This is a genomic window from Streptomyces sp. NBC_00104 (assembly GCF_045160825.1).
Taxonomy (GTDB): domain Bacteria; phylum Actinomycetota; class Actinomycetes; order Streptomycetales; family Streptomycetaceae; genus Streptomyces.
The window spans coordinates 9,264,229-9,289,056 of sequence record NZ_CP108215.1; the positions used below are offsets into that span (position 1 = coordinate 9,264,229).

Consider the following 24,828-nt stretch of genomic DNA (forward strand, 5'->3'; position numbering starts at 1 on the left):
GCGGTCCCCAGGGTTCATGCGGCGCTCCTCGGAGTTCATGCCGCGCTCCTCAGCGCGAGCAGGTCCGAGATGGCGTGGACGGTGCGGAGCGTGGGCACCTCGACACCCGTGACGTCCGCCAGCTCGACGACGGCGGCCAGCAGGACGTCGAGTTCCAGCGGTTTGCCGCGCTCCAGGTCCTGGAGCGTGGAGGTGCGGTGGTCGCCGACGCGTTCGGCGCCGGCCATCCGGCGTTCGATGGAGACGCCGACCTCGCAGCCCAGGGCCTCGGCGACGGCCAGCGTCTCGGCCATCATCGTCTCGATGACCTTGCGGGTGCCGCCGTGCAGACACATCTGCCGCATGGTCGCGCGGGCCAGGGCGCTGATCGGGTTGAAGGAGATGTTGCCGAGCAGCTTGATCCAGATGTCGCCCCGGATGTCGGGTTCCACCGGGCACTTCAGGCCACCCGCCACCATGGCCTCGCTGAACGCCCGGCAGCGCACCGAGACCGTACGGTCCGGCTCGCCGATGGAGAACCGGGTGCCTTCCAAGTGCCGTACGACACCGGGTCCTTCGAGCTCGGTGGCCGCGTAGACGACACAGCCGATGGCCCGTTCGGGCGCGAGCACCGCACTGACCGCGCCGCCGGGGTCCACGCTCTCGACCCGGTGGCCGTCGTGCGGGCCGCCGTGCCGGTGGAAGTACCACCAGGGAATGCCGTTCTGGGCGGCGATCACCGCCGTGGTGCCGTGCAGCAAGGGCTCGATCAGCGGCCCGCACGCCGCGTACGAGTTGGCCTTGAGGCCCAGGAGGACGAAGTCGACCGGGCCGATCTCGGCCGGGTCGTCGGTGGCGTGGGCGCGGGCGGTGAAGTCCCCGCGCGGACTGAGCACACGCACCCCGTCCCGCCTCATGGCCGCGAGATGCGGTCCACGGGCGACGAGATGCGTGTCGGCGCCGGCGCGGTGGAGCGCGGCGCCGACATAGGCGCCGATCGCACCGGCGCCGAGAACTGCGACTTTCATGGTGAGGGAGCTCCGTTCGGTCGAGGGATACCGCGGAGATGACGCTCGGTTCGAACTCTGTCGACGAAATATTGTCTACAGTATGGAAGTTGGGCCGACAAGACTTCGCGCAACGACCGGGCAAGGCATTACTCGGACATGAAGGTGTCCGGTACTCGAAGACGAGCCCGGCCGGGAAGCGACCGTTCGGCGCGCGGTGGATACCGTTCATCGCATACGGTCGACGTGCCGCCTTCTCAACTCCCGTGCCACTGCCTACCGTCCGGGATCATGAGTCCCCCCGTCGCACCCCCGGGCTGGAGCCGCTGGCTCGTTCCCCCGGCCGCGCTCTCCGTTCATCTCTCCATCGGACAGGCCTACGCCTGGAGCGTCTTCAAGCCGCCGCTCGAATCCGCGCTCGGCCTCAGCGGCACCCAGAGCGCACTGCCGTTCCAGCTCGGCATCGTCATGCTGGGCCTGTCCGCCGCGTTCGGCGGCACCCTCGTCGAGCGCAACGGGCCGCGCTGGGCGATGACCGTGGCGCTGATCTGCTTCTCCTCCGGATTCCTGATCGCCTCGCTCGGCGCGGCCACCGAGCAGTACTGGCTGATCGTCTTCGGCTACGGCTTCGTCGGCGGCATAGGCCTCGGAATCGGCTACATCTCGCCCGTCTCCACCCTGATCAAGTGGTTCCCGGACCGGCCCGGCATGGCCACCGGCATCGCGATCATGGGCTTCGGCGGCGGCGCGCTCATCGCCTCGCCGTGGTCCGCCCAGATGCTGGAGTCCTTCGGCTCCGACTCCTCCGGCATCGCCCTCGCCTTCCTGGTGCACGGACTGTCGTACGCCGTGTTCATGCTGCTCGGCGTACTGCTGGTCCGGGTCCCGCGCACCGAGAGGCCGGTCGACACCGGACCGAGCGTCCTGGCGGGCCCGCAGATCTCGGCCCGTAACGCCATCCGCACCCCGCAGTTCTGGTGCCTGTGGGTCATCCTCTGCATGAACGTCTCCGCGGGCATCGGCATCCTGGAGAAGGCCGCCCCGATGATCACGGACTTCTTCGCCGACTCCTCCACCCCGGTCTCCGTCACCGCGGCCGCCGGTTTCGTCGCACTGCTCTCAGCGGCCAACATGGCGGGCCGTATCACCTGGTCGTCCACGTCCGACCTGATCGGGCGCAAGAACATCTACCGCGTCTACCTGGGCGTGGGCGCGCTGATGTATCTGCTGATCGCCCTGTTCGGCGACTCCGCCAAGCCGCTGTTCATCGTCTGCGCCCTGGTCATCCTGTCCTTCTACGGCGGTGGCTTCGCCACGATCCCCGCCTATCTGAAGGACCTCTTCGGCACCTACCAGGTCGGTGCCATCCACGGTCGGCTGCTCACCGCCTGGTCCACGGCCGGCGTCCTCGGACCGCTGATCGTCAACTGGATCGCGGACCGGCAGGAGGAGGCGGGCAAGTCCGGTCCCGACCTCTACGGCATGTCCTTCTTCATCATGATCGGGCTGCTCGCCATCGGCTTCGTCGCCAACGAGCTCGTCCGGCCCGTCCATCCCCGCTTCCACATCCCCGCCCCGAGGGAGGCCGCCGATGTCGTCCAGCGACAGCAGTCCGAATCCGCCTGACCGACGACCCCTGATCGTCTTCGCCTGGGTGTGGGTGGGGGTGCCGCTCGGTTACGGACTGTACGAACTGGTACGAAAGGCTACGCAACTGTTCACCGGGTGAGTGCGCGGATCTCCTGGGGTCTGACAGAAGCCCACAACCCGGGCCACGCATTACTGTCGCCTCACCCGCCCTCGTACCCGCGAGTCACTGATCAGACTGGTGGATCCCGCTGACCACAGGCAACGAGGGGAACCACCCATGAACGGCTCGCGAATCGCCGCCGTCGGCCATTACCAGCCCGCCAAGATCCTCACCAACGAGGACCTGGCGGGCCTGGTCGACACGAGTGACGAGTGGATCACGAGCCGTGTGGGCATTCGCACCCGGCACATCGCAGGTCCCGACGAACCGGTCGACGAGCTGGCGGGCCATGCCGCCGCCAAGGCCCTGGCCTCGGCCGGTCTCGGCCCGGAGGCCATCGACCTGGTCGTGGTCGCCACCTCCACCGCCATCGACCGCTCCCCGAACATGGCGGCCCGGGTCGCGAACCGGCTCTCCATCCCGAACCCGGCCGCCATGGACGTCAACGTCGTCTGCGCCGGGTTCACCCACGCCCTCGCCACCGCCGACCACGCCGTGCGTGCCGGCGCCGCCACGCGGGCGCTCGTCATCGGTGCCGACAAGATGTCCGAGGTCACGGACTGGACCGACCGCACGACCTGCGTCCTCGTCGGGGACGGGGCGGGCGCGGCCGTCGTCGAGGCCGCCGAGGAGCCCGGCATCGGGCCGGTGCTGTGGGGATCGGTGCCCGAGATGGGGAACGCCGTCCGCATCGAGGGCACCCCTCCGCGCTTCGCGCAGGAGGGCCAGAGTGTCTACCGCTGGGCCACCACCAAGCTGCCGCCCATCGCCCGCGCGGCCTGCGAGAAGGCGGGACTCACGCCCGCCGACCTCGCCGCGGTCGTCCTCCACCAGGCCAATCTGCGCATCATCGAGCCCCTCGCCATGAAGATCGGCGCGGTCAACGCCGTGGTCGCGCGGGACGTCGTCGACTCCGGCAACACCTCGGCCGCGAGCATCCCCCTCGCCTTCTCCAAGCTCGTCGAACGCGGCGAGATCTCCAGCGGCGACCCCGTGCTGCTGTTCGGTTTCGGCGGCAACCTGTCGTACGCGGGACAGGTGGTCCGCTGCCCGTGAACAGGGTGTTCGTGGTGATGTGCACAGCGATGTGACGAGGCATACTCGTCGGTCCCCTGGTCATCGCAGGTCGTAGACTGTAGACGAAAGACAATCCATACTGGCTGTTGACTCGGACTTTCCAGTTCTTTCCAGTACGGGCCGTTGACTTTCCGTGTGCAGTACACCCAGTGGTGCTCTGGAGGGGGACCCGATGTTGTCGACCGGACTTCCGCAAGGGGCGGTACCCAAGCTCGAACGCCCCGGTCCCCTGCGGGACCGCGTCTACGAAGCCCTGCTCGAACTCATCACCACGCGCGCGCTGCGCCCCGGCCAGCATCTCGTCGAGAGCGAACTCGCCGGGCACCTCGGGGTGTCCCGGCAGCCCGTCCGCGAGGCCCTGCAACGCCTCAACACCGAGGGCTGGGTCGACCTCCGGCCCGCCCAGGGTGCCTTCGTCCACGAGCCGACGGAGGCGGAGGCCGACCAACTCCTCACGGTCCGCACCCTGTTGGAGGCCGAGGCCGCCCGCCTCGCCGCGGCGAACGCCGGCACGGCGGGCATCACGGCGCTGGAGGAACTCTGCGCGGAGGGCGAGCGAGCCGTCGCCGCCGACGACGTCGACGCGGCCGTCGCCATGAACGCCCGCTTCCACGCCAAGGTCATGGAACTGGCCGGCAACACGGTCCTCGCCGAACTCGCCGCCCAGGTCGACCGCCGCGTCCGCTGGTACTACACCCCCGTGGCCCGCCGGCGCGGCCACCAGTCCTGGATCGAACACCGCGACCTCATCACCGCCATCTCCGCCCGCGACGAACAACGCGCGACGGAGGTCATGCGGGCGCATACGGAGCACACGCGGAAGACGTATCACGAGCGGCCCCGGCCGTAGGCGGCGACGGTTCAGGATCGCGGATCGGACAGATCGAACGTGGCTACGCCTCCATGGCTCAGGGTCACGAACGCGTCCGGGCCGTCGAAGTCGACGTCGATGGCTTCGCTGTGCAGATCGATGTCGACGAGATCTCGGCCGGCGACGCTGCGCACGGTCGGGCGCTGCAACACCTGGAAGGCCATCGGGACGGTGAGGAAGAGCAGCGGCCACAGGCTCGGACTGTCTCTGATCACCGAGAGCATGACGCCGAATCCCAGAAGGCACATCGAGTTGTAGAACCAGTGCCAAGTGCGCGTCACCCGCACAGAGGTGATGCGGACGCTCGATCCCTGAGTCAGCGCCAGGAGTGCGCCGCCACGGATCGGCAGGACGACCGCGAGCCGCCCTGGACTGGCGAAAGCCATGGTGTGGGAAAGGGGTACGGAACGGCTCGGCAGTTCCCCGACCGACATCATCGTGTCGAGCACGTCCTTGCCCGTGACGACGATGAACGACAAGCGCCCCGAGTTGACGACGGCACACTTCTGAACGGCTTCCATGCGGCTGTGGAGGAGCTCGACGGCAGAGCCTGAATCAGAACGCCAAGCCCGGGCGTGAATCGCCTGTTCGAGGTCGAAGAGAAAATCATTGCCGTGATGGAGCCACGTACAGGAGACATCGGCCGAGGAAGGGCTGTCCCTCTCCCAGTTGATTCGCCAGAGAACGCGTGAGGCCTTCGTGCCTATGGACGTGTGCGTTACCGTCGTGTCGTTCGCGCAACTCACGATGGACGGTCGCCCCCGCACTTTTCCGAGAGAGACCGACATCACGGTGTTCCGATGGGCGGATATCACTTCATGGGACCACTCCGCGTCGTCGAGGGTGAAGACTCCGACGGATCCCCGGCGGTCCCCCGCGGCGACCACGAGTTTCCCGCCCAGAAGTCCCGCTGTCAGGGCCGAGATGTTCGACGCGCAGGAGCCTATGTGTTCGCTCGTCGCATCCCCCAGGTTGTACACGAACACTTTCTCCGCAGAGTTCGCGATGAGCAGGGGGGACTCTTCGTACGCCAGACAGACGGATTTCTCCGCAGGGTACGGCAGGTCGTGGCGCGTGATCTCCGCACCGTCGGACGAGTTCCGCACGAGGGCGAAGCCGGGGTGGACCACGACCACGACACGTCGGTCGCCCAGTTGGGCGGTGTGGACGGCGATGGGTTCGCTGAATCGATCCGTACGGCTCACTCGGGCACCTCGGGGAAGTCCCAGATCCGTACGGTGCCGGAGCGCTCCCCGGCCGCGATCACCACATGACCGTGGCGCAGTTCCATGACGCGAACCTGACTCACGGCTGATCGTGTGTCGTAGAAGTCGGAAACGGCGACGTCGGGCCGTGTCAGTGAGAAGACCTCCAACGGCCGTTCGCAGTAGTCGTACCCGGCCACGACGAAGGTGTCGCCGTTCCGCGTGCGGACATCGACGTCGCAGACGCTCTCCGGGCAGGTGCGGATCTGCTGAGGGGCCTGGTTCGGATGGAGCCGGAAGATCCTGTGGGAGTTCTGCCCCACCAGGAACTGCGGCGGGTCTGTCCCGGGGACGATCTGTATGCCTCGTGCGTAGCCGCTTCCGCCGGAGCACTGCCGGGTACGGCCGGTCTCCAGGTCGATGAGCATGACGCCGTACCAGTCACTGACCACGGCCGACAGCCTCCCCGCGACCGCCGTCACCGCGACGGACGCGTTGCTCCGCATGAAGTCGCATGCCCTGTCCAGGCAAAGAGGAGGCAGGGGCGTCGCCCGCAGTACGTCGAACCGATACAGCGACAAGCCGTCGCTCAGGCAGAACAGGAGGAGATCGCCGCCGACCTCGGCAAAGGCCACGGCGGTCGTTTCGCTGTCGTAGCCCGCGTTGTCGACGGGCCGGCTGCACAGCGGCTGCTTCCCGCGGAACATGTCCCACAGCTCGACCTCGGTCGCGCTGCTCGTGGCCATGAAGACACGACCGTTCCCGACCACCATGTCCAGGCCCGTGACGCGCTGGCCGTTGACGACGGTACCCCTGATGACCCGTTGGCCGACATCCACGTTCCACACCTCGATCTCGCCCTTGGTGGACGCGACCGCCAGATGTCTGTCCCCGGCGTACGTGAACGCCGTCATGCGGGTGATCTCGCCCGTGAGCCGGGTGAGGGTGTAGCAGCTGCGCCGGGGCCGCATGTCGACCCAGCGGGCCTTCCAGGGCGACGAGTCGGGGACCGGCTCCATGCGGGATCGGAGCGTACGGGCGTCGTGGGTGCTGACCGCCAGGTCGAGGGCGGCCGGCCGCAGGTCCGGTGTGGAGCGGCGGAAGTCGGCGGCGGCCTGCCGGTAGGCGTTGATCGCCGTTCGGACCTCCGTCATGTCCCGGTCGGCGGGCAGACGGTGACCGTCCAGGGCACCGAGGAGCCGGTGGGGGATCGCGTCGAGCAGATAGGCCGGGTCGAGTACCAGTTCATTGAGGACGTCGTGGCCGCCTGCCTTGGCGATGTGGGTGGCCAGGTAGGCGCGGGTGTAGAAGCTCGCCCGCCGCCAGTCCCGGGTGCCGTCGGCACGGAGAGGTGTGTGCTCGACCAGGAAGTCCACGAAGCACCGGTGGACCGCCTGCGGATCCGGCACCCTGCGCAGATGCTCGGTGAGCGACAGATGGTGGGGGCGGTAGACGTCATGGCCCTGGTCGGTCGACCTGACCGCGTAACTTCCCACGTGCTTGCGCAACCACTGAAGGCTGGTGTGGTCATAGCTCCGCCTCGCCATCCGGCCGGCGAGCGCCGCCCAGATGTCCTCGTAGGGAAGGCCGTTGCCTTCGGCGAAGGCCAACGGGCGCAGGAGATCCAGGGCTTGCGCGGCCTTCTCGTGGCCGAGCCGTTCGGTCAGGTCCCGTTCCAGGATCTCTCCCGGCAGACGCGGCAGTTCCTCCTCCCAACCAGGTCTGAGGACAGGGGGTTCGGGCAGGCCGGCGAGCATCTGGGACAGCAGACGGCCCACCAGGAAGGACGGCCCCGCCACTCGGGCGATGCCCTCGGCCACCTGTGACACCGTCGCGGGCAGACCACGGAACGGGCTGGCCTCGGTCGCCTGCAACAGGGCGTGCTCGATATGGCGCCGCATGCCCTCCGGATCGGCGAAGTCCCCGTCGAGATCGACGACATCGCACAGGTCACCGAGGCGGGAGGCGAGTTCTGTGCGCATACCGAGGACCAGGCGTACGGAGCCGTCCATGAGCAGTGGCTTCACAACGGCGTCGACCAGCAGATTCGGGTCGTCGGACTCGTCGACCGCGTCGATGAGGACGACCGGGGTGGCCGACGACGCCGAGCGGTGGGCGTGCGACAGAGCGTCGATGACCACGTCCGCCTTCAGCCCGGCCGCGTAGATGACCACGGTGAAGCTGTGAGAGCGAGGAAGCGCTTCCTCGCCCACACCGACTCGATCCTGCGGCACGTTGGGGTGGTGATCGGGGTCGGCCAGGGTTGCCACCAGCCCGAGAACGGCCGTTTTTCCGGACCCCGGCCCACCCGACACGATCAGGCCCGACCGGTTGTTCGTCGAGCCGGCCAGCCATGTCGCGATCCGGCGCAGCGCCTCCTGCCGCCCGGTGAAGTCCCAGGTGGCGCCGTCCGACCGGACCGACGCCCTGGCCTTCGGGAGGAAGTGCTGGGTGAAGGCCTCGTCCTTCCACTTGGCGGAGGCCTGCCATCGTTCGACCCGCGCACGCTCGGATCCGGTCCGGAGATCCTCGAACTCGCCCTCCGTCCGTCCCGTCCCGACGTAGACCGTGACGTTGCGCATGTCACCGCCGGAGGCGACCACGCCGACGCCCCTGGCGTTCACGATGTTCGGGCGAAGGAGGCTCGACCGTATGCCCGGGCGGTTCTTCATGACGCCGTCGGATCCCCTTCGGTCACCTTGGTGTGCACGTTCCGTGCGTCGCCTCCCGTGGTGACCGCACCGATTCCGGACGCGCTCACCCCCTCGCCCGGCGTCGGCAGCGGACGGACCGCCGTGAGGGTGGCCGGGCTCAGGGTGACCTCGGTCGAGACGTCGGTCATGCTCCCCGCGCCGGCGATCGACCCGATTCCGGCGGCCGTCACGGACGTCGCCCGGCCGGCCCGGTCCGAGAGCGTCAGCCACGCCTGCAGGCCCGCTCCGATGATCACCAGGACGATCACCGTGGCCCACCAGGCCAAAGCCCAACGCTCCGTGAGTAAACCCGTGAACACGTTCACCGCGGTCGCGAGCACCACCGTCGCGGCCGCGGCTGTCGCCCGCTTCGTACCGTCGCTCATGATCTTCCCCCTCCTTGCCGCGGGGTCACGGGCGCGGCACGTCACGTCCGTCGACCCCTGCCCGACCCCCCCACAGGGGGTGCCGCTGTCACCTACCCCAACCGTGCGTCGCACAAGCGAACTATCCCTTCGTGTGCTGATTTGATGCATTGCGACCATGCGGGTCCGAGATCTTTTGGGTATCGAACACTCCTTTGTCCTGTGAGTGGAGAAAGTCGGCGGCAATCTCTGCGTAACTTCTTCCCAGTCCCGGTAGTCGCTGCTACGTTCCCCTGCGAAAGGTCGGTCGTGGGATCTGGCCGGAACCTGACGGACGTAGAGGCCGGTTGAGGCGGGGAGGGGCTTGTGAGACGTATGACGGCTCGACCCGCCAACGCGCATCAGGCCAGGCTGTTGCGTCTGTTGCGGGACGGTGGGCCCAACTCCCGTGCGCAGCTGGGGGACCGGATCGATCTGTCCCGGTCGAAGCTGGCCGTGGAGGTGGACCGGCTCCTGGAGACGGGACTGGTCGTGGCCGACGGGCTCGCCGCCTCGCGCGGTGGCCGCCGGTCGCACAACATCCGGCTCGCCCCCCAACTCCGCTTCCTCGGCGTCGACATCGGCGCCACCTCGATCGACGTGGCCGTCACCACACCGGAGTTGGAGATCCTCGGCCACATCAACCAGCCCATGGACGTACGGGACGGTCCGGTCGCCGTCTTCGAGCAAGTCCTGTCCATGGCAGCCAAGCTGAAGGCCTCCGGGCTCGCGGAGGGGTTCGACGGCGCCGGCATAGGCGTCCCCGGACCGGTCCGCTTCCCCGAGGGCGTCCCCGTCGCCCCGCCGATCATGCCGGGCTGGGACGGGTTCCCGGTGCGCGAGGCGCTCAGCCAGGAACTCGGCTGCCCCGTCATGGTCGACAACGACGTGAACCTGATGGCGATGGGGGAGCAGCACGCGGGCGTGGCCCGTTCCGTGGGCGACTTCCTCTGCGTCAAGATCGGCACCGGCATCGGCTGCGGCATCATCGTCGGCGGCGAGGTCCACCGCGGTGCGACGGGCAGCGCCGGCGACATCGGGCACATCCTCGCCGTACCGGACGGCCGCCCCTGCGCCTGCGGGAACCGGGGCTGTCTGGAGGCCCACTTCAGCGGCGCCGCACTCGCCCGCGACGCCAAGGAGGCAGCCCAGCAGGGACTTTCGGCCGAACTGGCCGCCCGCCTGGAGACCAACGGCACCCTGACCGCCGTCGACGTGGCCGCCGCGGCCGCCGCCGGCGACGCCACCGCGCTCGACCTGATACGCGAGGGCGGCAACCGCACCGGCCAGGTCATCGCCGGACTCGTCAGCTTCTTCAACCCCGGCCTGGTGGTGATCGGCGGCGGGGTGACGGGCCTCGGCCACACCCTGCTCGCCGCCATCCGCACCCAGGTCTACCGTCAGTCACTGCCTCTCGCGACCGGCAATCTGCCCATCGTGCTGGGGGAGTTGGGGCCCACCGCCGGAGTCATCGGCGCGGCCCGTCTCATCAGCGACCACCTGTTCTCACCCGCGTAGGCCCGCGCGAGCGCGCGCCGGCTTCCCCACCGACACAGCACACCGGCACGGCGCATGCTCCGACGCGCCCTGCTCCGCCCTGCCCGAACACGCCTGCCCAGCAGGCGGATTCGCCCTGCAACCGGCCCGCACGCCCGCCAAGGGGATCTCATGGCACCAGAACCACCGCTGCTCACCATGTCCGGTATCACCAAGTCGTTCCCCGGGGTCCGGGCCCTGGACGGCGTAGATCTCGACGTCCAGGCCGGAGAGGTCCACTGCCTGCTCGGCCAGAACGGAGCCGGGAAGTCCACCCTGATCAAGGTCCTGGCCGGTGCCCACCAGCCCGACGACGGCACGATCACCTGGCGGGGCGAACCCGTCACCCTGAAGTCCCCGATCGCCGCCATGGGCCTCGGCATCGCCACCATCTACCAGGAACTCGACCTGGTGGAACACCTGTCGGTGGCCGAGAACGTCCACCTCGGGCATGAACCCACCGCCGCCGGCTTCGTCGTACGGGGCAAAGCCGCTCGTGCGTCAACAGCCGCTCTTCTCAAGCGACTTGGACATCCAGAGGTCGATCCGGCGCGGCTCGTCGGTGAGTTGTCGGCCGCCCAGCAGCAGATCGTCTCCATGGCCCGGGCGCTCTCCCACGACGTACGGCTCATCGTCATGGACGAGCCGTCGGCCGCGCTCGACCCGGACGAGGTCGACAACCTGTTCAGGATCGTGGGGGACCTGACCGCCGACGGGGTGGCCGTCGTCTACATCTCGCACCGCCTGGAGGAGATCCGCCGGATCGGCGACCGGGTGACCGTGCTGAAGGACGGGCGGGCCGTGGCGGGCGGGCTGCCCGCGAAGTCGACGCCGACGCGCGAGGTCGTGGCGCTGATGACGGGGCGGAACGTCGAGTACGTGTTTCCCGATCGCCCGTCCGTGCCGCCGACAGAAGGGACGCCCGTGCTGGAGGTGCGGGGGCTGGCGCGCACCGGCGAGTTCGAGGGGTTCGACCTGGAGGTGCGCCCCGGCGAGATCGTCGGCCTCGCCGGACTCGTCGGCTCGGGACGGTCGGAGATCCTGGAGACGATCTACGGCGCCCGAAAGCCAACGGCCGGTCAGGTCAGCGTCGACGGGCGGCCGTTGCGGCTCGGCAGCGTACGGGCCGCCGTACGGGCCGGGCTCGGACTCGCTCCCGAGGAGCGCAAGGCGCAGGCGCTGCTGATGCTGGAGTCCGTCACCAGAAACGTTTCCGTGTCGTCGATGTCCCGCTACGCACGCGTGGGCTGGATCGACCGGGGCGCCGAACACCGCGCCGCACGGGCCGCGACCCGCGAGCTGTCCCTGCGCCCCGACAACCCGGACGTACCGGTCCGCACCCTCTCCGGAGGCAACCAGCAGAAGGCGGTCCTCGCCCGCTGGCTGCTGCGCGGCTGCCGGGTCCTGCTGCTCGACGAGCCGACGCGGGGCGTCGACGTGGGTGCCCGCGCCGAGCTGTACGCGGTGGTCCGCCGGCTCGCCGACGAGGGGCTCGCCGTGCTGCTGGTCTCCAGCGAGGTGCCCGAAGTCCTCGGCCTCGCCGACCGGGTGCTCGTCCTGCGCGAGGGCCGGGTCGTCCACACCGCACCCGCCCGTGAACTCGACGAACACCGCGTACTCGACCTTGTGATGGAAGGAAGCCCCGTGACCGCAGAAGGGAGCCCGGCGTCATGACCCAGCCCGTGTCCCCGCCCCGGGGCAGTGCCGACAAGGTGACACCCGTCAGCGAGCCGCCGGCCTGGCGTGCCCTCGTCTTCCGCGCCGATGTCCGCACCCTCTCGCTCATCGGTGTCCTCGCCGCGCTGATCGTCATCGGCGGCGTCACCAAACCCGACGAGTTCCTCGACACCCGCAACCTCCAACTCGTCCTCACCCAGGCCTCGGTGATCGGTGTCGTCACCGTCGGCATGACCTTCGTCATCACCTCCGGCGGCATCGACCTGTCCGTGGGCGCGATCGTCGCCCTGGCCTCCGTCTGGGCGACGACCGTGGCCACCCAGGAGTACGGCTTCGCCGGCATCCTCTTCACGGCGGTGATCGTCGGCGTCGGCTGCGGCCTGGTGAACGGGCTGCTCATCGCCTACGGCGGGGTGGTCCCCTTCATCGCCACCCTCGCCATGCTCGCCTCGGCGCGCGGCCTCGCCCTCCAGATCACCGACGGCAGCACCCAGATCGTCGGCGTGGACGCCATCCTGGACCTCGGTGAGCGCGACGCGTACATCCTCGGCATACCGCCGCTCGTCCTGGTCTTCGCGCTCGTGACGATCATCGGCTGGCTGCTGCTGAACCGCACGACGTTCGGCCGGCGCACGGTCGCCGTCGGCGGCAACGCGGAGGCGGCCCGGCTCGCGGGCATCGACGTCCGCCGCCAGCGGCTCTACCTGTACCTGCTCTCCGGGCTGTGCTGCGGCATCGCCGCGTTCCTGCTGATCGTGCTGTCCGGCTCGGGCCAGAACACCAACGGCAACCTCTACGAACTCGACGCCATCGCCGCCGTGATCATCGGCGGCACCCTGCTCAGCGGCGGCCGGGGCACCATCACCGGCTCCGTCGTCGGCGTCCTGATCTTCACCACGATCACCAACATCTTCGCGCTCAACAACCTGCAGACCGATGTCCAGCAGATCGCCAAGGGCGCGATCATCGTCGCCGCGGTCCTGGTCCAGCGACGTACGGCCAGTTCGACCTGAACCACCGAAGAGCCGACACGGGAAAGGTTCACCGCCATGTCACAGTTCACCAGCCGCAGAGGACTGCTCTTCGGGACCGCCGCCGTCTCGGCCGGCGCCCTCCTCGCCGGTTGCACCAGCAATGAATCCAAGGACGATCCGGCCGGCAACGAGCAGACGGTCGCCGACGACAAGCCCGGCAAGGCGGTCACCATCGGCTTCGCCGGACCGCAGGCCGACCACGGCTGGCTCAACGCGATCAACCAGAACGCCAAGAGCCGCGCGGAGCGGTACGAGGACGTCACGCTGGAGATCACCGAGGGCTCCAACGACACCGCCCAGCAGATCGGCCAGATCGAGACCCTCATCAACAAGAAGGTCGACGTCCTGGTCGTGCTGCCCGCCGACGGCAAGGCGCTCACCCAGGTCGGCCTCAAGGCGATGCGGGCCGGCATCCCCGTCGTCAACCTCGACCGGATCTTCAACTCCCCGCAGGCGTACCGCTGCTGGATCGGCGGCGACAACTACGGCATGGGCCTCAACGCCGGGCACTACATCGGCGAGCAGCTCAAGGACAAGAGTGACGCCCGCGTCATCGAGCTCGCCGGGCTCGACAACCTGGAGCTGACCAAGCAGCGCACCCAGGGCTTCGACGACGCGCTGAAGAACTACCCGAACATCAAGAAGGTGGCCCGGCAGGCCGCCGAGTTCACGGTGGAGTCCGGTCAGGCCAAGATGGCTCAACTCCTCCAGGCGCAGTCGAACTTCGACGCGCTGTGGAACCACGACGACGACCAGGGCGTGGGTGCCCTGCGCGCCATCGAGCAGGCCGGGCGCGACGACTTCCTGATGGTGGGCGGCGCGGGCGCGCTGTCCGCGTTCCAGGCGATCAAGAAGGGCGACGGGGTGCTGAAGGCGACCGTCCTCTACCCGCCGACCATGGCCGCCTCAGCGATCGACCTCGCCCGCGCACTCGGCCAGGGCAAGGGGGTCGGTGGTCTCGCCGAGTTCGAGATCCCGAGTTCGCTGACGCTCTACTCGGCCGTCGTCGACAAGGACAACGTCGACCAGTACATGCCCACCGGCTTCAAGTGACGGCTCCCGCCGGACGGGCCCGAACGGCGACGAGGTCCGGGGCAGCGCAGGACGGAGCCCCGGACCACCGACTCGGGCCCCACCCCCCCACCGCGCCGCGACCACGAGGAGGACACACGCATGGGACAGCCGCAACAGCCCGACCAGGCCGAGGCGGAGGAGTCAGGAGCCGCGGGGTCGGACGCCGGGGCAGGTCGCAGGGCTGGAGGCGGGATCGTGGCAGGCGGCGGGGGCGGGCCGGCCCAGGGCGAAGCCCGGACCGGGACGACGACCGGTGTCCGTACCCGTGCCGGGGCCTGGCCCGCCGGGCTCGCCGGTGGGCCGGACAAGCCGTCGTTGCGGGTCGGGATGGTCGGGTACTCCTTCATGGGGGCCGCGCACTCGCAGGGGTGGCGTACGGCGGGGCGGGTCTTCGACCTGCCGCTCAGTCCGGTGCTCGCCGCCGTGTGCGGGCGGGACGCGGACGCGGTGCGGGCCATGGCGGACCGGCACGGGTGGGCCGGGACGGAGACCGACTGGCGGGAGCTGATCGCCCGGGACGACATCGACCTCGTCGACATCTGCACCCCTGGGGACAGCCACGCCGAGATCGCCCTCGCCGCGCTGGCCGCCGGCAAGCACGTGCTCTGCGAGAAGCCCCTCGCCAACACGGTCGCGGAGGCGGAGGCCATGGCGACGGCGGCCGAAGAGGCGTACACGCGCGGCAGGTTGGCCATGGTCGGCTTCAACTACCGCCGTGTCCCCGCCACCGCGCTCGCCCGCCGCATGGTCGCCGAGGGCCGACTGGGCGCCCTGCGGCATGTGCGGGTGACGTACCTTCAGGACTGGCTGGTGGACCCGGAGTTCCCCCTCACCTGGCGGCTGCGCAAGGAGTCCGCCGGCTCCGGAGCGCTCGGCGACCTGGGCGCCCACATCGTCGACCTCGCGCAGTACCTGGCCGGAGAGCCGGTGACGGGCGTGTCCGCGCTGATGGAGACCTTCGTACGCGAACGGCCGCTGCCCGCAGGTGCGTCCAGCGGTCTGGCGTCCTCCGGCGGCACGGCCGGACGGGGCGCGGTCACCGTGGACGACACGGCCCTGTTCACCGGCCGCTTCGCCTCCGGCGCCGTCGCGTCCTTCGAGGCGACCCGCTTCGCCACCGGCCGCAAGAACGCCCTGCGCATCGAACTCAACGGCGAGCGCGGCTCGTTGGCCTTCGACCTGGAACGGCTCAACGAACTCGCCTTCCACGACCACACCGAACCCGCCGCCCACGCGGGCTTCCGCCGCATCCTGGTCACCGAGCCCGATCACCCCTACCTGGACGCCTGGTGGCCGCCGGGGCACGGCCTCGGCTACGAGCACACCTTCGTCCACCAGGCGCGCGACCTCGTGCACGCCGTCGCGGCAGGGAGCAGGCCCGAGCCGTCCTTCGCCGACGGGCTCCAGGTGCAGCGCGTCCTCGCGGCGGTCGAGGAGAGCGCCGAGAAGAACTCCGTCTACACACCGACCCACACCCCCACCACGGTCTGAGGAGGCCTCGGACATGCCGCGCGACTTCACGCTCTTCACCGGCCAGTGGGCCGACCTGCCCCTCGAAGAGGTCTGCCGCCTCGCCCGCGACTTCGGCTACGACGGCCTCGAACTCGCCTGCTGGGGCGACCACTTCGAGGTCGACAAGGCCCTCGCCGACTCGTCGTACCTGGACTCCCGTCACCAACTTCTGGAGAAGTACGGCCTGAAGTGCTGGGCCATCTCCAACCACCTGGTGGGACAGGCCGTCTGCGACGCCATCATCGACGAACGCCACCGGGCCATCCTGCCCGCCCGCATCTGGGGCGACGGCGAACCCGAGGGCGTACGGCAGCGGGCGGCCGTCGAGATGGCCGACACCGCGCGGGCCGCCGCCGCCTTCGGCGTCGACACCGTCATCGGCTTCACCGGCTCCTCCATCTGGCACCTGGTCGCCATGTTCCCGCCCGCCCCGGAGTCGATGATCGAGCGCGGCTACGACGACTTCGCGATGCGCTGGAACCCGATCCTCGACGTCTTCGACGCCCAGGGCGTGCGGTTCGCCCACGAGGTCCACCCGAGCGAGATCGCCTACGACTACTGGACGACCCAGCGCGCTCTGGAGGCGGTGGACCGGCGTCCGGCGTTCGGCCTGAACTTCGACCCCTCGCACTTCGTGTGGCAGGACCTCGACCCGGTCGGCTTCCTGTGGGACTTCCGCGACCGGATCTACCACGTCGACTGCAAGGAGGCCCGCAAGCGCCTCGACGGCCGCAACGGCCGCCTCGGCTCGCACCTGCCCTGGGGCGACCCGCGCCGCGGCTGGGACTTCGTGTCGGCCGGCCACGGCGACGTCCCCTGGGAGGACGTCTTCCGGATGCTCCGCTCGATCGACTACCGGGGACCGATCTCCGTCGAGTGGGAGGACGCCGGCATGGACCGGCTCCAGGGCGCACCCGAGGCCCTGACCCGCCTCAAGGCGTTCGACTTCGAACCGCCGACGGCCGCCTTCGACGCGGCGTTCGGCGGCAACGACTAGGCCCAGGCGACGCAGGGCCACCTGTCGACCGGGCCCCCACGGTCCGGTCATGTCTCCGGGGTGACGGCGCACCCCGGCGTACCGCACACACCCGTACACCTCCGTACGACCAGCCCCTCTCTGGAGGCATTTCGTGCACCCGTACGACGACGACAGACACCCCACCAGCATCCGCAGACGCCGCAGGCTGCGCGGGCCGATCGCACTGCTGAGCGGTCTGCTGCTCGCGGGCGCCTCGCTCTCGCTCACCGCGCCCGCCGCGGGCGCGGCCGACGCCGACCCGAAGTCCGCCGCTGCCGCCGCGGCCGAGGACTTCCAGCAGGTCACCCTAGCCAAGGGTGAACCGGAGGTCGGCGAGCCCATGTCGCTCGCCGTCCTCCCGGACCGGTCGGTCCTGCACACCTCGCGCGACGGCGAACTGCGTCTGACCGACACGGCGGGCAACACCAGGCTCGCCGGCAAGCTCGACGTGTACAGCCACGACGAGGAGGGTCTCCAGGGCATCGGTGTCGACCCGGGTTTCGCCGACAACCGGTTCATCTACCTGTACTACGCGCCCCCGTTGAACACCCCGGCCGGTGACGCCCCCGAGACCGGAACGGCCGCCGACTTCGCGCCCTTCGACGGCGTCAACCGGCTCTCCCGCTTCGTCCTGAAGACCGACGGCACCCTCGACAAGGCCAGCGAGACGAAGGTCCTCGACGTCCCGGCCTCCCGGGGCATCTGCTGCCACGTCGGCGGCGACATCGACTTCGACGCGGCGGGCAACCTGTACCTGTCGACGGGCGACGACAGCAACCCGTTCCAGTCGGACGGCTTCACCCCCATCGACGAGCGGTCCAACCGCAACCCGGCCTTCGACGCCCAGCGCACCTCCGGCAACACCAACGACCTGCGCGGCAAGATCCTGCGCATCAAGGTGAACGCCGACGGCTCGTACGCCGTCCCCGACGGCAACCTCTTCGCGCCGGGCACGGACAAGACCCGCCCCGAGATCTACGCGATGGGCTTCCGCAACCCGTTCCGCTTCAGCGTCGACAAGGAGACCGGCGTCCTCTACGTCGGCGAGTACGGCCCCGACGCGGGCGCCGCCAACCCCTCGCGCGGCCCGGCCGGACAGGTCGAGTTCGCCCGTGTGACCAAGCCCGGCAACTTCGGCTGGCCGTACTGCACCGGCAAGAACGACGCCTACGTCGACTACGACTTCGCCACCGGCACCTCGGGCGCGGCCTTCGACTGCGCGGCCCCGAAGAACACCTCGCCGAACAACACCGGCCTCACCGACCTGCCGCCCGCCGAGCCCGCCTGGATCCCCTACGACGGGGCCTCCGTCCCGGAGTTCGGCGACGGCTCCGAGTCCCCGATGGGCGGCCCGGTCTACCACTACGACGCCGCTCTCGACTCCCCGGTGAAGTTCCCGCAGGCGTACGACGGCGACTTCTTCGCCGGTGAGTTCGGCCGTCGCTGGATCAAGCGGATCACGAGCGACGCCGACGGCACCGTGCAGTCGATCAACAACGTGCCCTGGACCGGCACCCAAATCATGGATATGGCCTTCGGCCCGGACGGCGCGCTGTACGTCCTCGACTACGGCATCTCCTGGTTCGGCGGCGACGAGCACTCGGCCCTGTACCGCATAGAGAACGCCACCGACGGCCACTCCCCGGTCGCCCAGGCCGCCGCCGACCGCACGTCGGGCCAGGCCAAGCTGAAGGTCCGCTTCTCCTCCGCCGGCACGAGCGACGCCGACGGTGACGCGCTCACCTACAGCTGGGACTTCGGCGACGGCGGCACGTCCACGGCGGCGAACCCGACGCACACCTACAAGAAGAACGGCACCTACACGGCGACGGTGACCGCGAAGGACACCTCGGGCCGTACCGGCAGCGCGAGCGTGCAGATCGTGGTCGGCAACACCGCGCCCAAGGTCGAGCTGCAACTCCCGGCGGACGGGCAGCTGTTCGCCTTCGGTGACGCCGTGCCGTTCAAGGTGAGGGTCAGCGACCCGGAGGACGGTCGGCCGATCGACTGCTCCAAGGTCAAGGTCACCTTCGTCCTCGGCCACGACAGCCACGGCCACCCCGTGACCTCCGCCAACGGCTGCACCGGCACCATCCAGACCAGCGCCGACGGCGGCCACGACGAGAACGCCAACATCTTCGGGGTCTTCGACGCCGAGTACACCGACGGAGGAGGCGGCGGCCAGGCCCCGCTGACCACCCACGACCAGAACGTCGTCCAGCCCACCCACCGCCAGGCCGAGCACTACAACGACTCCTCGGGCATCGTGGTACAGGCGAAGGACACGGCCCACGGCGGCAAGACGGTCGGCGACATCTCGGGCGGCGACTGGATCTCCTTCGAGCCGTACGTCCTGTCCGACGCCACGAAGATCACCGCACGCGTCTCCTCCGGGGGCGCCGGCGGCAGGCTGGAGGTCCGCGCGGGCTCTCCGACCGGCCGGGTCCTCGGCAGCGCGACCGTGCCGGTGACCGGCGGCTGGGAGAACTTCCAGGACGTCACCGCCGACCTGTCCCGTGCCCCGCGCGGCACCACCACGCTGTACCTGGTGTTCAAGGGGAGCGGCTCCGGCGGCCTGTTCGACGTGGACGACTTCACCTTCACGAAGCGGTGAGGGGGCGTCATGCCGACGAACGGACGTGTGTGGGCCGCGCTGGGTGGCGCCGCCCTGCTGATCGGATGCGTGTCGGGACCGGCCGTGTCCGATGAGGCGGGCGGCTCCGGGGGCCACGGGGACGAGCGCCGGGTGCTCGTGTTCTCCAAGACCGCCGGGTTCCGGCACGATTCGATCCCCGAGGGCGTCGCGGCCGTACGGGAACTGGGCGCCGCCCACGGCTTCGCGGTCGACGCCACGGAGGACGCCGGCGCCTTCACCGCCCGCAACCTCGGGCGCTACGACGCCGTGGTGTTCCTGTCGACGACCGGTGACGTCCTCGACCCGGCCCAACAGGGCGCGTTCGAGCGGTACATCAAACGCGGGGGCGCCTATGTCGGCGTCCACGCGGCCGCCGACACCGAGTACGACTGGGCCTTCTACGGCGGACTCGCGGGCGCGTACTTCCAGGGGCACCCCGCGATCCAGCCCGCGACGGTCGACGTCGAGGACCACGCCCACCCGGCCACCGCCGGTCTGGGCGCGACCTGGAACCGCACGGACGAGTGGTACAACTACCGCTCCAACCCCCGTGAGCGGGCCCATGTCCTCGCCTCGCTCGACGAGTCGTCGTACAGCGGCGGCACCATGAACGGCGACCATCCGATCGCCTGGTGCCAGGACTACCAGGGCGGCCGCGCCTTCTACACCGGCGGCGGCCACACCAAGGAGTCCTTCGCCGAACCCGCCTTCCGGCAGCACCTGTTGGGCGGCATCCGGTGGGCGATCGGCGAGGCCCGGGCCGACTGCCGGCCGGAGAACGGCTACCGGCCGTTGTTCGACGGCACGCGGGCCTCGCTGGACGGCTGGCGGCAGGCGGGCCCGGGCTCCTTCACCCTGGACGACGACGGCACGATCACGTCGTCCGGCGGGATGGGCATGCTCTGGTACGCGGACCGGAGCTTCGGGGCCTACTCCCTGAAGCTCGACTGGAGGATGTCCGGCGCCTCGGGCGACGACAACTCCGGTGTGTTCGTGGGCTTCCCGCCCTCGGACGACCCCTGGTCGGCCGTGAACAACGGCTACGAGGTCCAGATCGACGCCACGGACGTACCCGAGAGGACCACCGGGTCCGTCTACGGCTTCCGGTCCGCCGACATCAGGAAGCGCGACCGCGCCCTGAACCCGCCGGGGGAGTGGAACACGTACGAGATCCGCGTGGAGGGCGAGCGCCTCCGCGTCTGGCTCAACGGCGTGAAGATCAACGACTTCACCAACACCGATCCGGCACGGAGCCTGCGCGACGGTCACTTCGGCATCCAGAACCACGGGGCCGACGACCAGGTGTCCTTCCGCGACATCCGGATCAAGGAACTGCCCGCGCGGGCCGCCGCCGCATCGGCTGCGGCGGCGGCCCGGACTCCGGGCGACTGAACGGCGGCGGGCGGGGGACGCCGGACCTCCGCCCGCCGTCTTCCCCCTTCCCCTCGGAGGGGTCCCGGCTTTCCGCATCACCCGCTCGACAAGGAGGCTGCCCATGCCCGCGTCCGTGTCCGTTTCCCCACCGAGCGTCGGCGTCTGGCTGATCGGAGCACGCGGTTCCGTCGCGACCACCGTCGTCGCGGGCTGCGCGGCCGTCGCGGCGGGCCTGCACACCCCGACGGGCATGGTCACCGAGACCCCTCTCTTCACCGACACCGGCCTCCCCCCGCTCTCCTCCCTCGTCTTCGGCGGCCACGACACCACGGACTGCCCCCTGCCCAAGCGCGCCGAAGCCCTCGCCGCAGGCGGCGTCCTGCCCCATGACCTCCCCGCGGCGATCAGCTCCGAACTGGCCGCCGCCGACCGGGAGATCAGGCCCGGCGGCCCCCTCCCGGGCGACACGAGGGGCCCCGACGAGCTGATCTCCTCCTACGCCGCCGACATCCAGGACTTCGTACGACGCCGGAACCTGACCCGAGCGGTGGTGGTGAACGTGGCCTCCACGGAACCCACTCCCACCGGCACTCCCACCGGCACCGGCACCGGCACTCCCACCGGCACCGGCACCGGCACCGCCATGCCCCCCAGCTCCTTGTACGCGGCGGCCGCCCTACGCGCCGGCTGCCCCTACGTGAACTTCACCCCCTCGACCGGCCTCCACCACCCCTCACTCGCCTCCGCCGCCACCTACTCCGGCCTCCCGTACGCGGGTCGCGACGGCAAGACCGGGCAGACCCTGCTCCGGTCGGTCCTCGGCCCGATGTTCGCCCAACGGGCCCTGGCAGTCCGGGCCTGGTCCGGCACCAACCTCCTCGGCGGTGGTGACGGTGCCGCCCTCGCCGACCCGGCCGCCGCCGCTGCCAAGAACGCCGGCAAGGCACGCGTCCTGACCGACAGCCTGGGCGCGACACCCGAGGGCGAGACCCACATCGACGACGTCCCCGCCCTCGGCGACTGGAAGACGGCCTGGGACCACATCGCCTTCGACGGCTTCCTCGGCACACGGATGGTTCTCCAGACGACCTGGCAGGGCTGCGACTCCGCGCTCGCCGCTCCGCTGGTCCTGGACCTCGCCCGCCTCCTGGCCCGCGCCCACGAAGCGGGCCTCTCCGGACCCTTGCCCGAGCTGGGCTTCTACTTCAAGGACCCGATGGGACAGGGCCCGGCGGCCCTGGGGGATCAGCACGCGGCGCTGGCGGCGTTCGCGGAGCGACTGCGCCCCCGGACACGGCCCGTTCCGCAATTTGGGCGCGAGCCGGGGCTGGGACTGGGGCGCGAATCGGGGCTGGGGCTGGGGCGGGAGCCAGAGCCGGGGTCGGGGTCGGGGCGTGAGCCGGAGCGGGGGCGTGAGCCGGGGTTGGACCGTGAGCCCGAGCCGGGGTTGGGGTCGGGGCGTGAGCCGGAGCGGGGGCGTGAGCCGGGGTTGGACCGTGAGCCCGAGCCGGGGCCGGAGCGTGAGTCGGGGCGTGAGCCAGGGGTGTGCGAGGAGGTTCGATGACCCGCCGCCGGAACACCCCCCTCTCCTTCGGCTACGGCACCAACGGCCTCGCCGACCTGCGTCTCGACGACGCCCTTGGTCTCCTCGCCGACCTCGGCTACGACGGTGTCGGTCTGACGCTCGACCACATGCACCTCGACCCCCTCGCTTCCGACCTCGCCGCCCGCACCCGGCGGCTCGCCCGACGGCTGGACGATCTCGGCCTGACCGTCACCGTGGAGACCGGCGCCCGCTACGTCCTCGACCCCCGCCGCAAACACGGCCCCACGCTGCTGGACCCCGACCCCGACGACCGTGCCCGCAGGGCCGACCTGCTGATCCGCGCGGTGCGGATCGCCGCGGACCTCGGTGCCCACGCGGTGCACTGCTTCAGCGGGGTCACCCCGCCCGCCACGGACGAGGACACCGCCTGGAAACGCCTCCCCGACGCACTCACCCCCGTCCTCGACGCCGCCACCACCGCCGGCGTCCCCCTCGCGATCGAACCCGAGCCCGGTCACCTCCTCGCCACGCTCGCCGACTTCCACCGCCTCCGCGAGGCCCTCGACAGCCCCGCCGCCCTCGGCCTCACCCTCGACATCGGCCACTGCCAGTGCCTCGAACCCGTCCCTCCCGCCGACTGCGTCCGCGCGGCCGCGCCCTGGCTCCGCCATGTCCAGATCGAGGACATGCGCCGCGGCGTCCACGAGCACCTCCCCCTCGGCGACGGCGAGATCGACTTCCCACCCGTCCTGGAAGCCCTGGCCGCCGTGGGCTACGGCGCCCTGACCGTCGTCGAACTGCCCCGCCACTCGCACGCAGGCCCCCACTTCGCCGAACAGTCCCTCTCCTTCCTGCACCGAGCGACCGGCCGAACGGCCTCTCCCGGGAGCACCTCGTGATTCACCACCGCACCCCGGCCGACCCGACGGCCCACACAGCCCACCCGGCCCTCGCCACGCCCGCCGACCTGCGCGGCCACCTGAACGCCCACCTCGCGGTCGCCGCCCGCGACTGGCTGCGCCGAGCGCTGGACGAGGCCGCCGACCAGCCGGGCACCCACGGGCCCATCTCCGTCTGGGAGCTGCGCCTCGCCGAGGCGGCCCGGCGCTGCGGTACCGACCACGCCGACGCCGTCCGCGTGCTGATCCTGCACGCGGCCCGCGCCGACACCGACGCGCTCACCCGGGTCTACCGCCAGGGCACCGCCGACGAACGCCGCGCGGTCCTGCACGCGCTGCCCCACCTCGTGCCGGGCCCCGACGCGCTGCACCTCGTCGAGGACGCCCTGCGCACCAACGACACCCGTCTCGTCGCCGCCGCCCTCGGCCCGTACGCGGCCCGCCACCTGGCCCCGCACCAGTGGCGGCACGCCGTGCTCAAGTGCCTGTTCACCGGAGTGCGCGTCGACGAGATCACCGAGCTGACCCGCCGCGCCCACGGTGACCTGGAACTCGCCCGCATGCTCGGCGACTTCGCCGAGGAACGCACCGCCGCGGGCCGTCCCGTACCCGAGGACCTGTACCGCGTCCTGGCCCTGACCGCGCTCCCACCGGCCGACGAGATCGGCACCGACGGCAAGGAGTCCTGATGCGCATCTTCGACCCCCACATCCACATGACGTCACGCACCACCGACGACTACGAGGCGATGCACGAGGCGGGCGTCCGCGCGGTCGTCGAGCCGGCCTTCTGGCTGGGCCAGCCCCGCACCTCCCCCGCCTCCTTCCTCGACTACTTCGACTCCCTGCTGGGCTGGGAGCCCTTCCGCGCCGCCCAGTACGGCATCGCCCACCACTGCGCCCTCGCCCTCAACCCCAAGGAGGCGAACGACCCGCGGTGCACGCCCGTGCTGGACCAACTGCCCCGCTACCTGCTGAAGGACCGGGTCGTGGCCGTCGGAGAGATCGGCTACGACTCCATGACACCGGCCGAGGACCACGCGCTCGAACACCAGCTGTACCTGGCCGCCGACCACGGCCTGCCGGCCCTCGTCCACACCCCGCACCGGGACAAGCTCACCGGTCTGCGCCGCACGCTCGATGCCGTGCGGGCCTCCGCCCTGCCCGTCGAGCGGGTGCTGTTCGACCACCTCAACGAGACCACCGTCAAGGAGGCCAAGGCCAGCGGCGCCTGGCTCGGCTTCTCCGTCTACCCGGACACCAAGATGGACGAGGAGCGCATGGTCGCCGTCCTCCAGGAGTTCGGCCCGGAGAAGGTGCTGGTCAACTCCGCCGCCGACTGGGGAAGAAGCGACCCCCTCAAGACCCGCAAGGTCGGCGACGCCCTGCTCGACGCCGGGTTCGACGAGGACGACGTCGACCTGGTGCTGTGGCGCAACCCGGTCGCCTTCTACGGACTGAGCGGCCGCCTCGCCCTTGACGTCACCGCGACGGACACCACGCACGAGGGCAACAGCATCCTGCGCGGCGGGGAGTGA

19 protein-coding genes are annotated in these 24,828 nt (G+C 70.4%); 15 read left to right on the plus strand and 4 right to left on the minus strand.

Annotated elements, in window-relative coordinates:
• Positions 1 to 35: 35 nt before the first annotated feature.
• A complete protein-coding gene (locus tag OG272_RS40565; protein ID WP_405895701.1) occupies positions 36 to 1,007 on the minus strand; it encodes a 2-dehydropantoate 2-reductase in 972 nt (323 codons plus the stop codon).
• Between the two features lie 270 nt (positions 1,008 to 1,277).
• On the opposite strand from OG272_RS40565, the gene OG272_RS40570 reads away from it, so the two are divergent.
• From OG272_RS40570 to OG272_RS40580, 3 genes are all read left to right on the plus strand, one after another.
• A complete protein-coding gene (locus OG272_RS40570; protein WP_326574744.1) occupies positions 1,278 to 2,612 on the plus strand; it encodes an OFA family MFS transporter in 1,335 nt (444 codons plus the stop codon).
• Positions 2,613 to 2,853: 241 nt separating this feature from the next.
• Positions 2,854 to 3,792, plus strand: coding sequence for a beta-ketoacyl-ACP synthase III (locus tag OG272_RS40575; RefSeq protein ID WP_327726923.1), 939 nt, complete (start codon positions 2,854 to 2,856; stop codon positions 3,790 to 3,792).
• A 193-nt stretch (positions 3,793 to 3,985) separates the two neighbouring features.
• Positions 3,986 to 4,663: a GntR family transcriptional regulator gene (locus OG272_RS40580; protein ID WP_327726922.1), complete on the plus strand. Its 678-nt coding sequence runs from the start codon at positions 3,986 to 3,988 to the stop codon at positions 4,661 to 4,663.
• 11 nt (positions 4,664 to 4,674) lie between these two features.
• Here OG272_RS40580 and OG272_RS40585 read toward each other — a convergent pair whose 3' ends face one another.
• Genes OG272_RS40585 through OG272_RS40595 form a run of 3 tightly spaced genes read right to left on the minus strand, consistent with a single transcriptional unit; the run spans position 4,675 to position 8,968 of the window.
• Positions 4,675 to 5,889 carry a hypothetical protein gene (locus OG272_RS40585; RefSeq protein WP_328224364.1) on the minus strand — a complete coding sequence of 405 codons (1,215 nt, stop codon included), beginning with the start codon at positions 5,887 to 5,889 and terminating at the stop codon, positions 4,675 to 4,677.
• Positions 5,886 to 8,561, minus strand: a complete 2,676-nt coding sequence (locus OG272_RS40590) for a hypothetical protein (protein ID WP_405895702.1) — start codon at positions 8,559 to 8,561, stop codon at positions 5,886 to 5,888. The genes OG272_RS40585 and OG272_RS40590 overlap by 4 nt, the downstream gene beginning before the upstream one ends.
• Complete coding sequence (locus OG272_RS40595) at positions 8,558 to 8,968, minus strand: hypothetical protein (protein ID WP_405895703.1); 411 nt, start codon at positions 8,966 to 8,968, stop codon at positions 8,558 to 8,560. The genes OG272_RS40590 and OG272_RS40595 overlap by 4 nt, the downstream gene beginning before the upstream one ends.
• A 354-nt stretch (positions 8,969 to 9,322) precedes the next feature.
• Between OG272_RS40595 and OG272_RS40600 the strand changes: the two genes are divergently transcribed.
• The 12 genes from OG272_RS40600 to OG272_RS40655 all read left to right on the plus strand — a co-directional run bounded on the left by OG272_RS40600 (position 9,323) and on the right by OG272_RS40655 (position 24,828).
• Positions 9,323 to 10,504 carry an ROK family transcriptional regulator gene (locus tag OG272_RS40600; RefSeq protein ID WP_326574741.1) on the plus strand — a complete coding sequence of 394 codons (1,182 nt, stop codon included), beginning with the start codon at positions 9,323 to 9,325 and terminating at the stop codon, positions 10,502 to 10,504.
• Between the two features lie 150 nt (positions 10,505 to 10,654).
• Positions 10,655 to 12,196, plus strand: coding sequence for a sugar ABC transporter ATP-binding protein (locus OG272_RS40605; protein ID WP_327726918.1), 1,542 nt, complete (start codon positions 10,655 to 10,657; stop codon positions 12,194 to 12,196).
• Positions 12,193 to 13,212: an ABC transporter permease gene (locus OG272_RS40610; RefSeq protein WP_327726917.1), complete on the plus strand. Its 1,020-nt coding sequence runs from the start codon at positions 12,193 to 12,195 to the stop codon at positions 13,210 to 13,212. The genes OG272_RS40605 and OG272_RS40610 overlap by 4 nt, the downstream gene beginning before the upstream one ends.
• A 36-nt stretch (positions 13,213 to 13,248) precedes the next feature.
• On the plus strand, positions 13,249 to 14,286 hold the full coding sequence (locus tag OG272_RS40615) for a substrate-binding domain-containing protein (RefSeq protein ID WP_326574738.1): 1,038 nt from the start codon (positions 13,249 to 13,251) through the stop codon (positions 14,284 to 14,286).
• A 120-nt stretch (positions 14,287 to 14,406) separates the two neighbouring features.
• Positions 14,407 to 15,798, plus strand: coding sequence for a Gfo/Idh/MocA family oxidoreductase (locus OG272_RS40620; RefSeq protein WP_328505682.1), 1,392 nt, complete (start codon positions 14,407 to 14,409; stop codon positions 15,796 to 15,798).
• Between the two features lie 13 nt (positions 15,799 to 15,811).
• Entirely contained in the window at positions 15,812 to 16,816 is a 1,005-nt protein-coding gene (locus OG272_RS40625) for a sugar phosphate isomerase/epimerase family protein (RefSeq protein ID WP_405895704.1), read from the plus strand.
• A gap of 133 nt (positions 16,817 to 16,949) precedes the next feature.
• Positions 16,950 to 19,451, plus strand: a complete 2,502-nt coding sequence (locus OG272_RS40630; RefSeq protein WP_405895705.1) for a PQQ-dependent sugar dehydrogenase — start codon at positions 16,950 to 16,952, stop codon at positions 19,449 to 19,451.
• Between the two features lie 9 nt (positions 19,452 to 19,460).
• Complete coding sequence (locus OG272_RS40635; protein ID WP_327726913.1) at positions 19,461 to 20,864, plus strand: ThuA domain-containing protein; 1,404 nt, start codon at positions 19,461 to 19,463, stop codon at positions 20,862 to 20,864.
• 103 nt (positions 20,865 to 20,967) lie between these two features.
• Positions 20,968 to 22,410 carry an inositol-3-phosphate synthase gene (locus OG272_RS40640; RefSeq protein ID WP_405895706.1) on the plus strand — a complete coding sequence of 481 codons (1,443 nt, stop codon included), beginning with the start codon at positions 20,968 to 20,970 and terminating at the stop codon, positions 22,408 to 22,410.
• Positions 22,407 to 23,291 carry a sugar phosphate isomerase/epimerase family protein gene (locus OG272_RS40645; RefSeq protein ID WP_327726911.1) on the plus strand — a complete coding sequence of 295 codons (885 nt, stop codon included), beginning with the start codon at positions 22,407 to 22,409 and terminating at the stop codon, positions 23,289 to 23,291. Before OG272_RS40640 ends, OG272_RS40645 begins: the two co-directional genes overlap by 4 nt.
• Entirely contained in the window at positions 23,288 to 23,980 is a 693-nt protein-coding gene (locus OG272_RS40650) for an EboA domain-containing protein (RefSeq protein WP_327726910.1), read from the plus strand. Before OG272_RS40645 ends, OG272_RS40650 begins: the two co-directional genes overlap by 4 nt.
• Positions 23,980 to 24,828, plus strand: coding sequence for a TatD family hydrolase (locus OG272_RS40655; protein WP_327726909.1), 849 nt, complete (start codon positions 23,980 to 23,982; stop codon positions 24,826 to 24,828). The genes OG272_RS40650 and OG272_RS40655 overlap by 1 nt, the downstream gene beginning before the upstream one ends.

Excerpts from the sequence above, each read along its gene's own strand:
- OG272_RS40655 (WP_327726909.1), top strand. The coding sequence starts at position 23,980 with ATGCGCATCTTCGACCCCCACATCCACATGACGTCACGCACCACCGAC.
- OG272_RS40620 (WP_328505682.1), top strand. The coding sequence starts at position 14,407 with ATGGGACAGCCGCAACAGCCCGACCAGGCCGAGGCGGAGGAGTCAGGA.
- OG272_RS40580 (WP_327726922.1), top strand. The coding sequence starts at position 3,986 with ATGTTGTCGACCGGACTTCCGCAAGGGGCGGTACCCAAGCTCGAACGC.
- OG272_RS40570 (WP_326574744.1), top strand. The coding sequence starts at position 1,278 with ATGAGTCCCCCCGTCGCACCCCCGGGCTGGAGCCGCTGGCTCGTTCCC.
- OG272_RS40575 (WP_327726923.1), top strand. The coding sequence starts at position 2,854 with ATGAACGGCTCGCGAATCGCCGCCGTCGGCCATTACCAGCCCGCCAAG.
- OG272_RS40600 (WP_326574741.1), top strand. The coding sequence starts at position 9,323 with ATGACGGCTCGACCCGCCAACGCGCATCAGGCCAGGCTGTTGCGTCTG.
- OG272_RS40605 (WP_327726918.1), top strand. The coding sequence starts at position 10,655 with ATGGCACCAGAACCACCGCTGCTCACCATGTCCGGTATCACCAAGTCG.
- OG272_RS40565 (WP_405895701.1), bottom strand. The coding sequence starts at position 1,007 with ATGAAAGTCGCAGTTCTCGGCGCCGGTGCGATCGGCGCCTATGTCGGC.
- OG272_RS40610 (WP_327726917.1), top strand. The coding sequence starts at position 12,193 with ATGACCCAGCCCGTGTCCCCGCCCCGGGGCAGTGCCGACAAGGTGACA.
- OG272_RS40635 (WP_327726913.1), top strand. The coding sequence starts at position 19,461 with ATGCCGACGAACGGACGTGTGTGGGCCGCGCTGGGTGGCGCCGCCCTG.
- OG272_RS40595 (WP_405895703.1), bottom strand. The coding sequence starts at position 8,968 with ATGAGCGACGGTACGAAGCGGGCGACAGCCGCGGCCGCGACGGTGGTG.
- OG272_RS40625 (WP_405895704.1), top strand. The coding sequence starts at position 15,812 with ATGCCGCGCGACTTCACGCTCTTCACCGGCCAGTGGGCCGACCTGCCC.
- OG272_RS40615 (WP_326574738.1), top strand. The coding sequence starts at position 13,249 with ATGTCACAGTTCACCAGCCGCAGAGGACTGCTCTTCGGGACCGCCGCC.
- OG272_RS40590 (WP_405895702.1), bottom strand. The coding sequence starts at position 8,561 with ATGAAGAACCGCCCGGGCATACGGTCGAGCCTCCTTCGCCCGAACATC.
- OG272_RS40645 (WP_327726911.1), top strand. The coding sequence starts at position 22,407 with ATGACCCGCCGCCGGAACACCCCCCTCTCCTTCGGCTACGGCACCAAC.
- OG272_RS40640 (WP_405895706.1), top strand. The coding sequence starts at position 20,968 with ATGCCCGCGTCCGTGTCCGTTTCCCCACCGAGCGTCGGCGTCTGGCTG.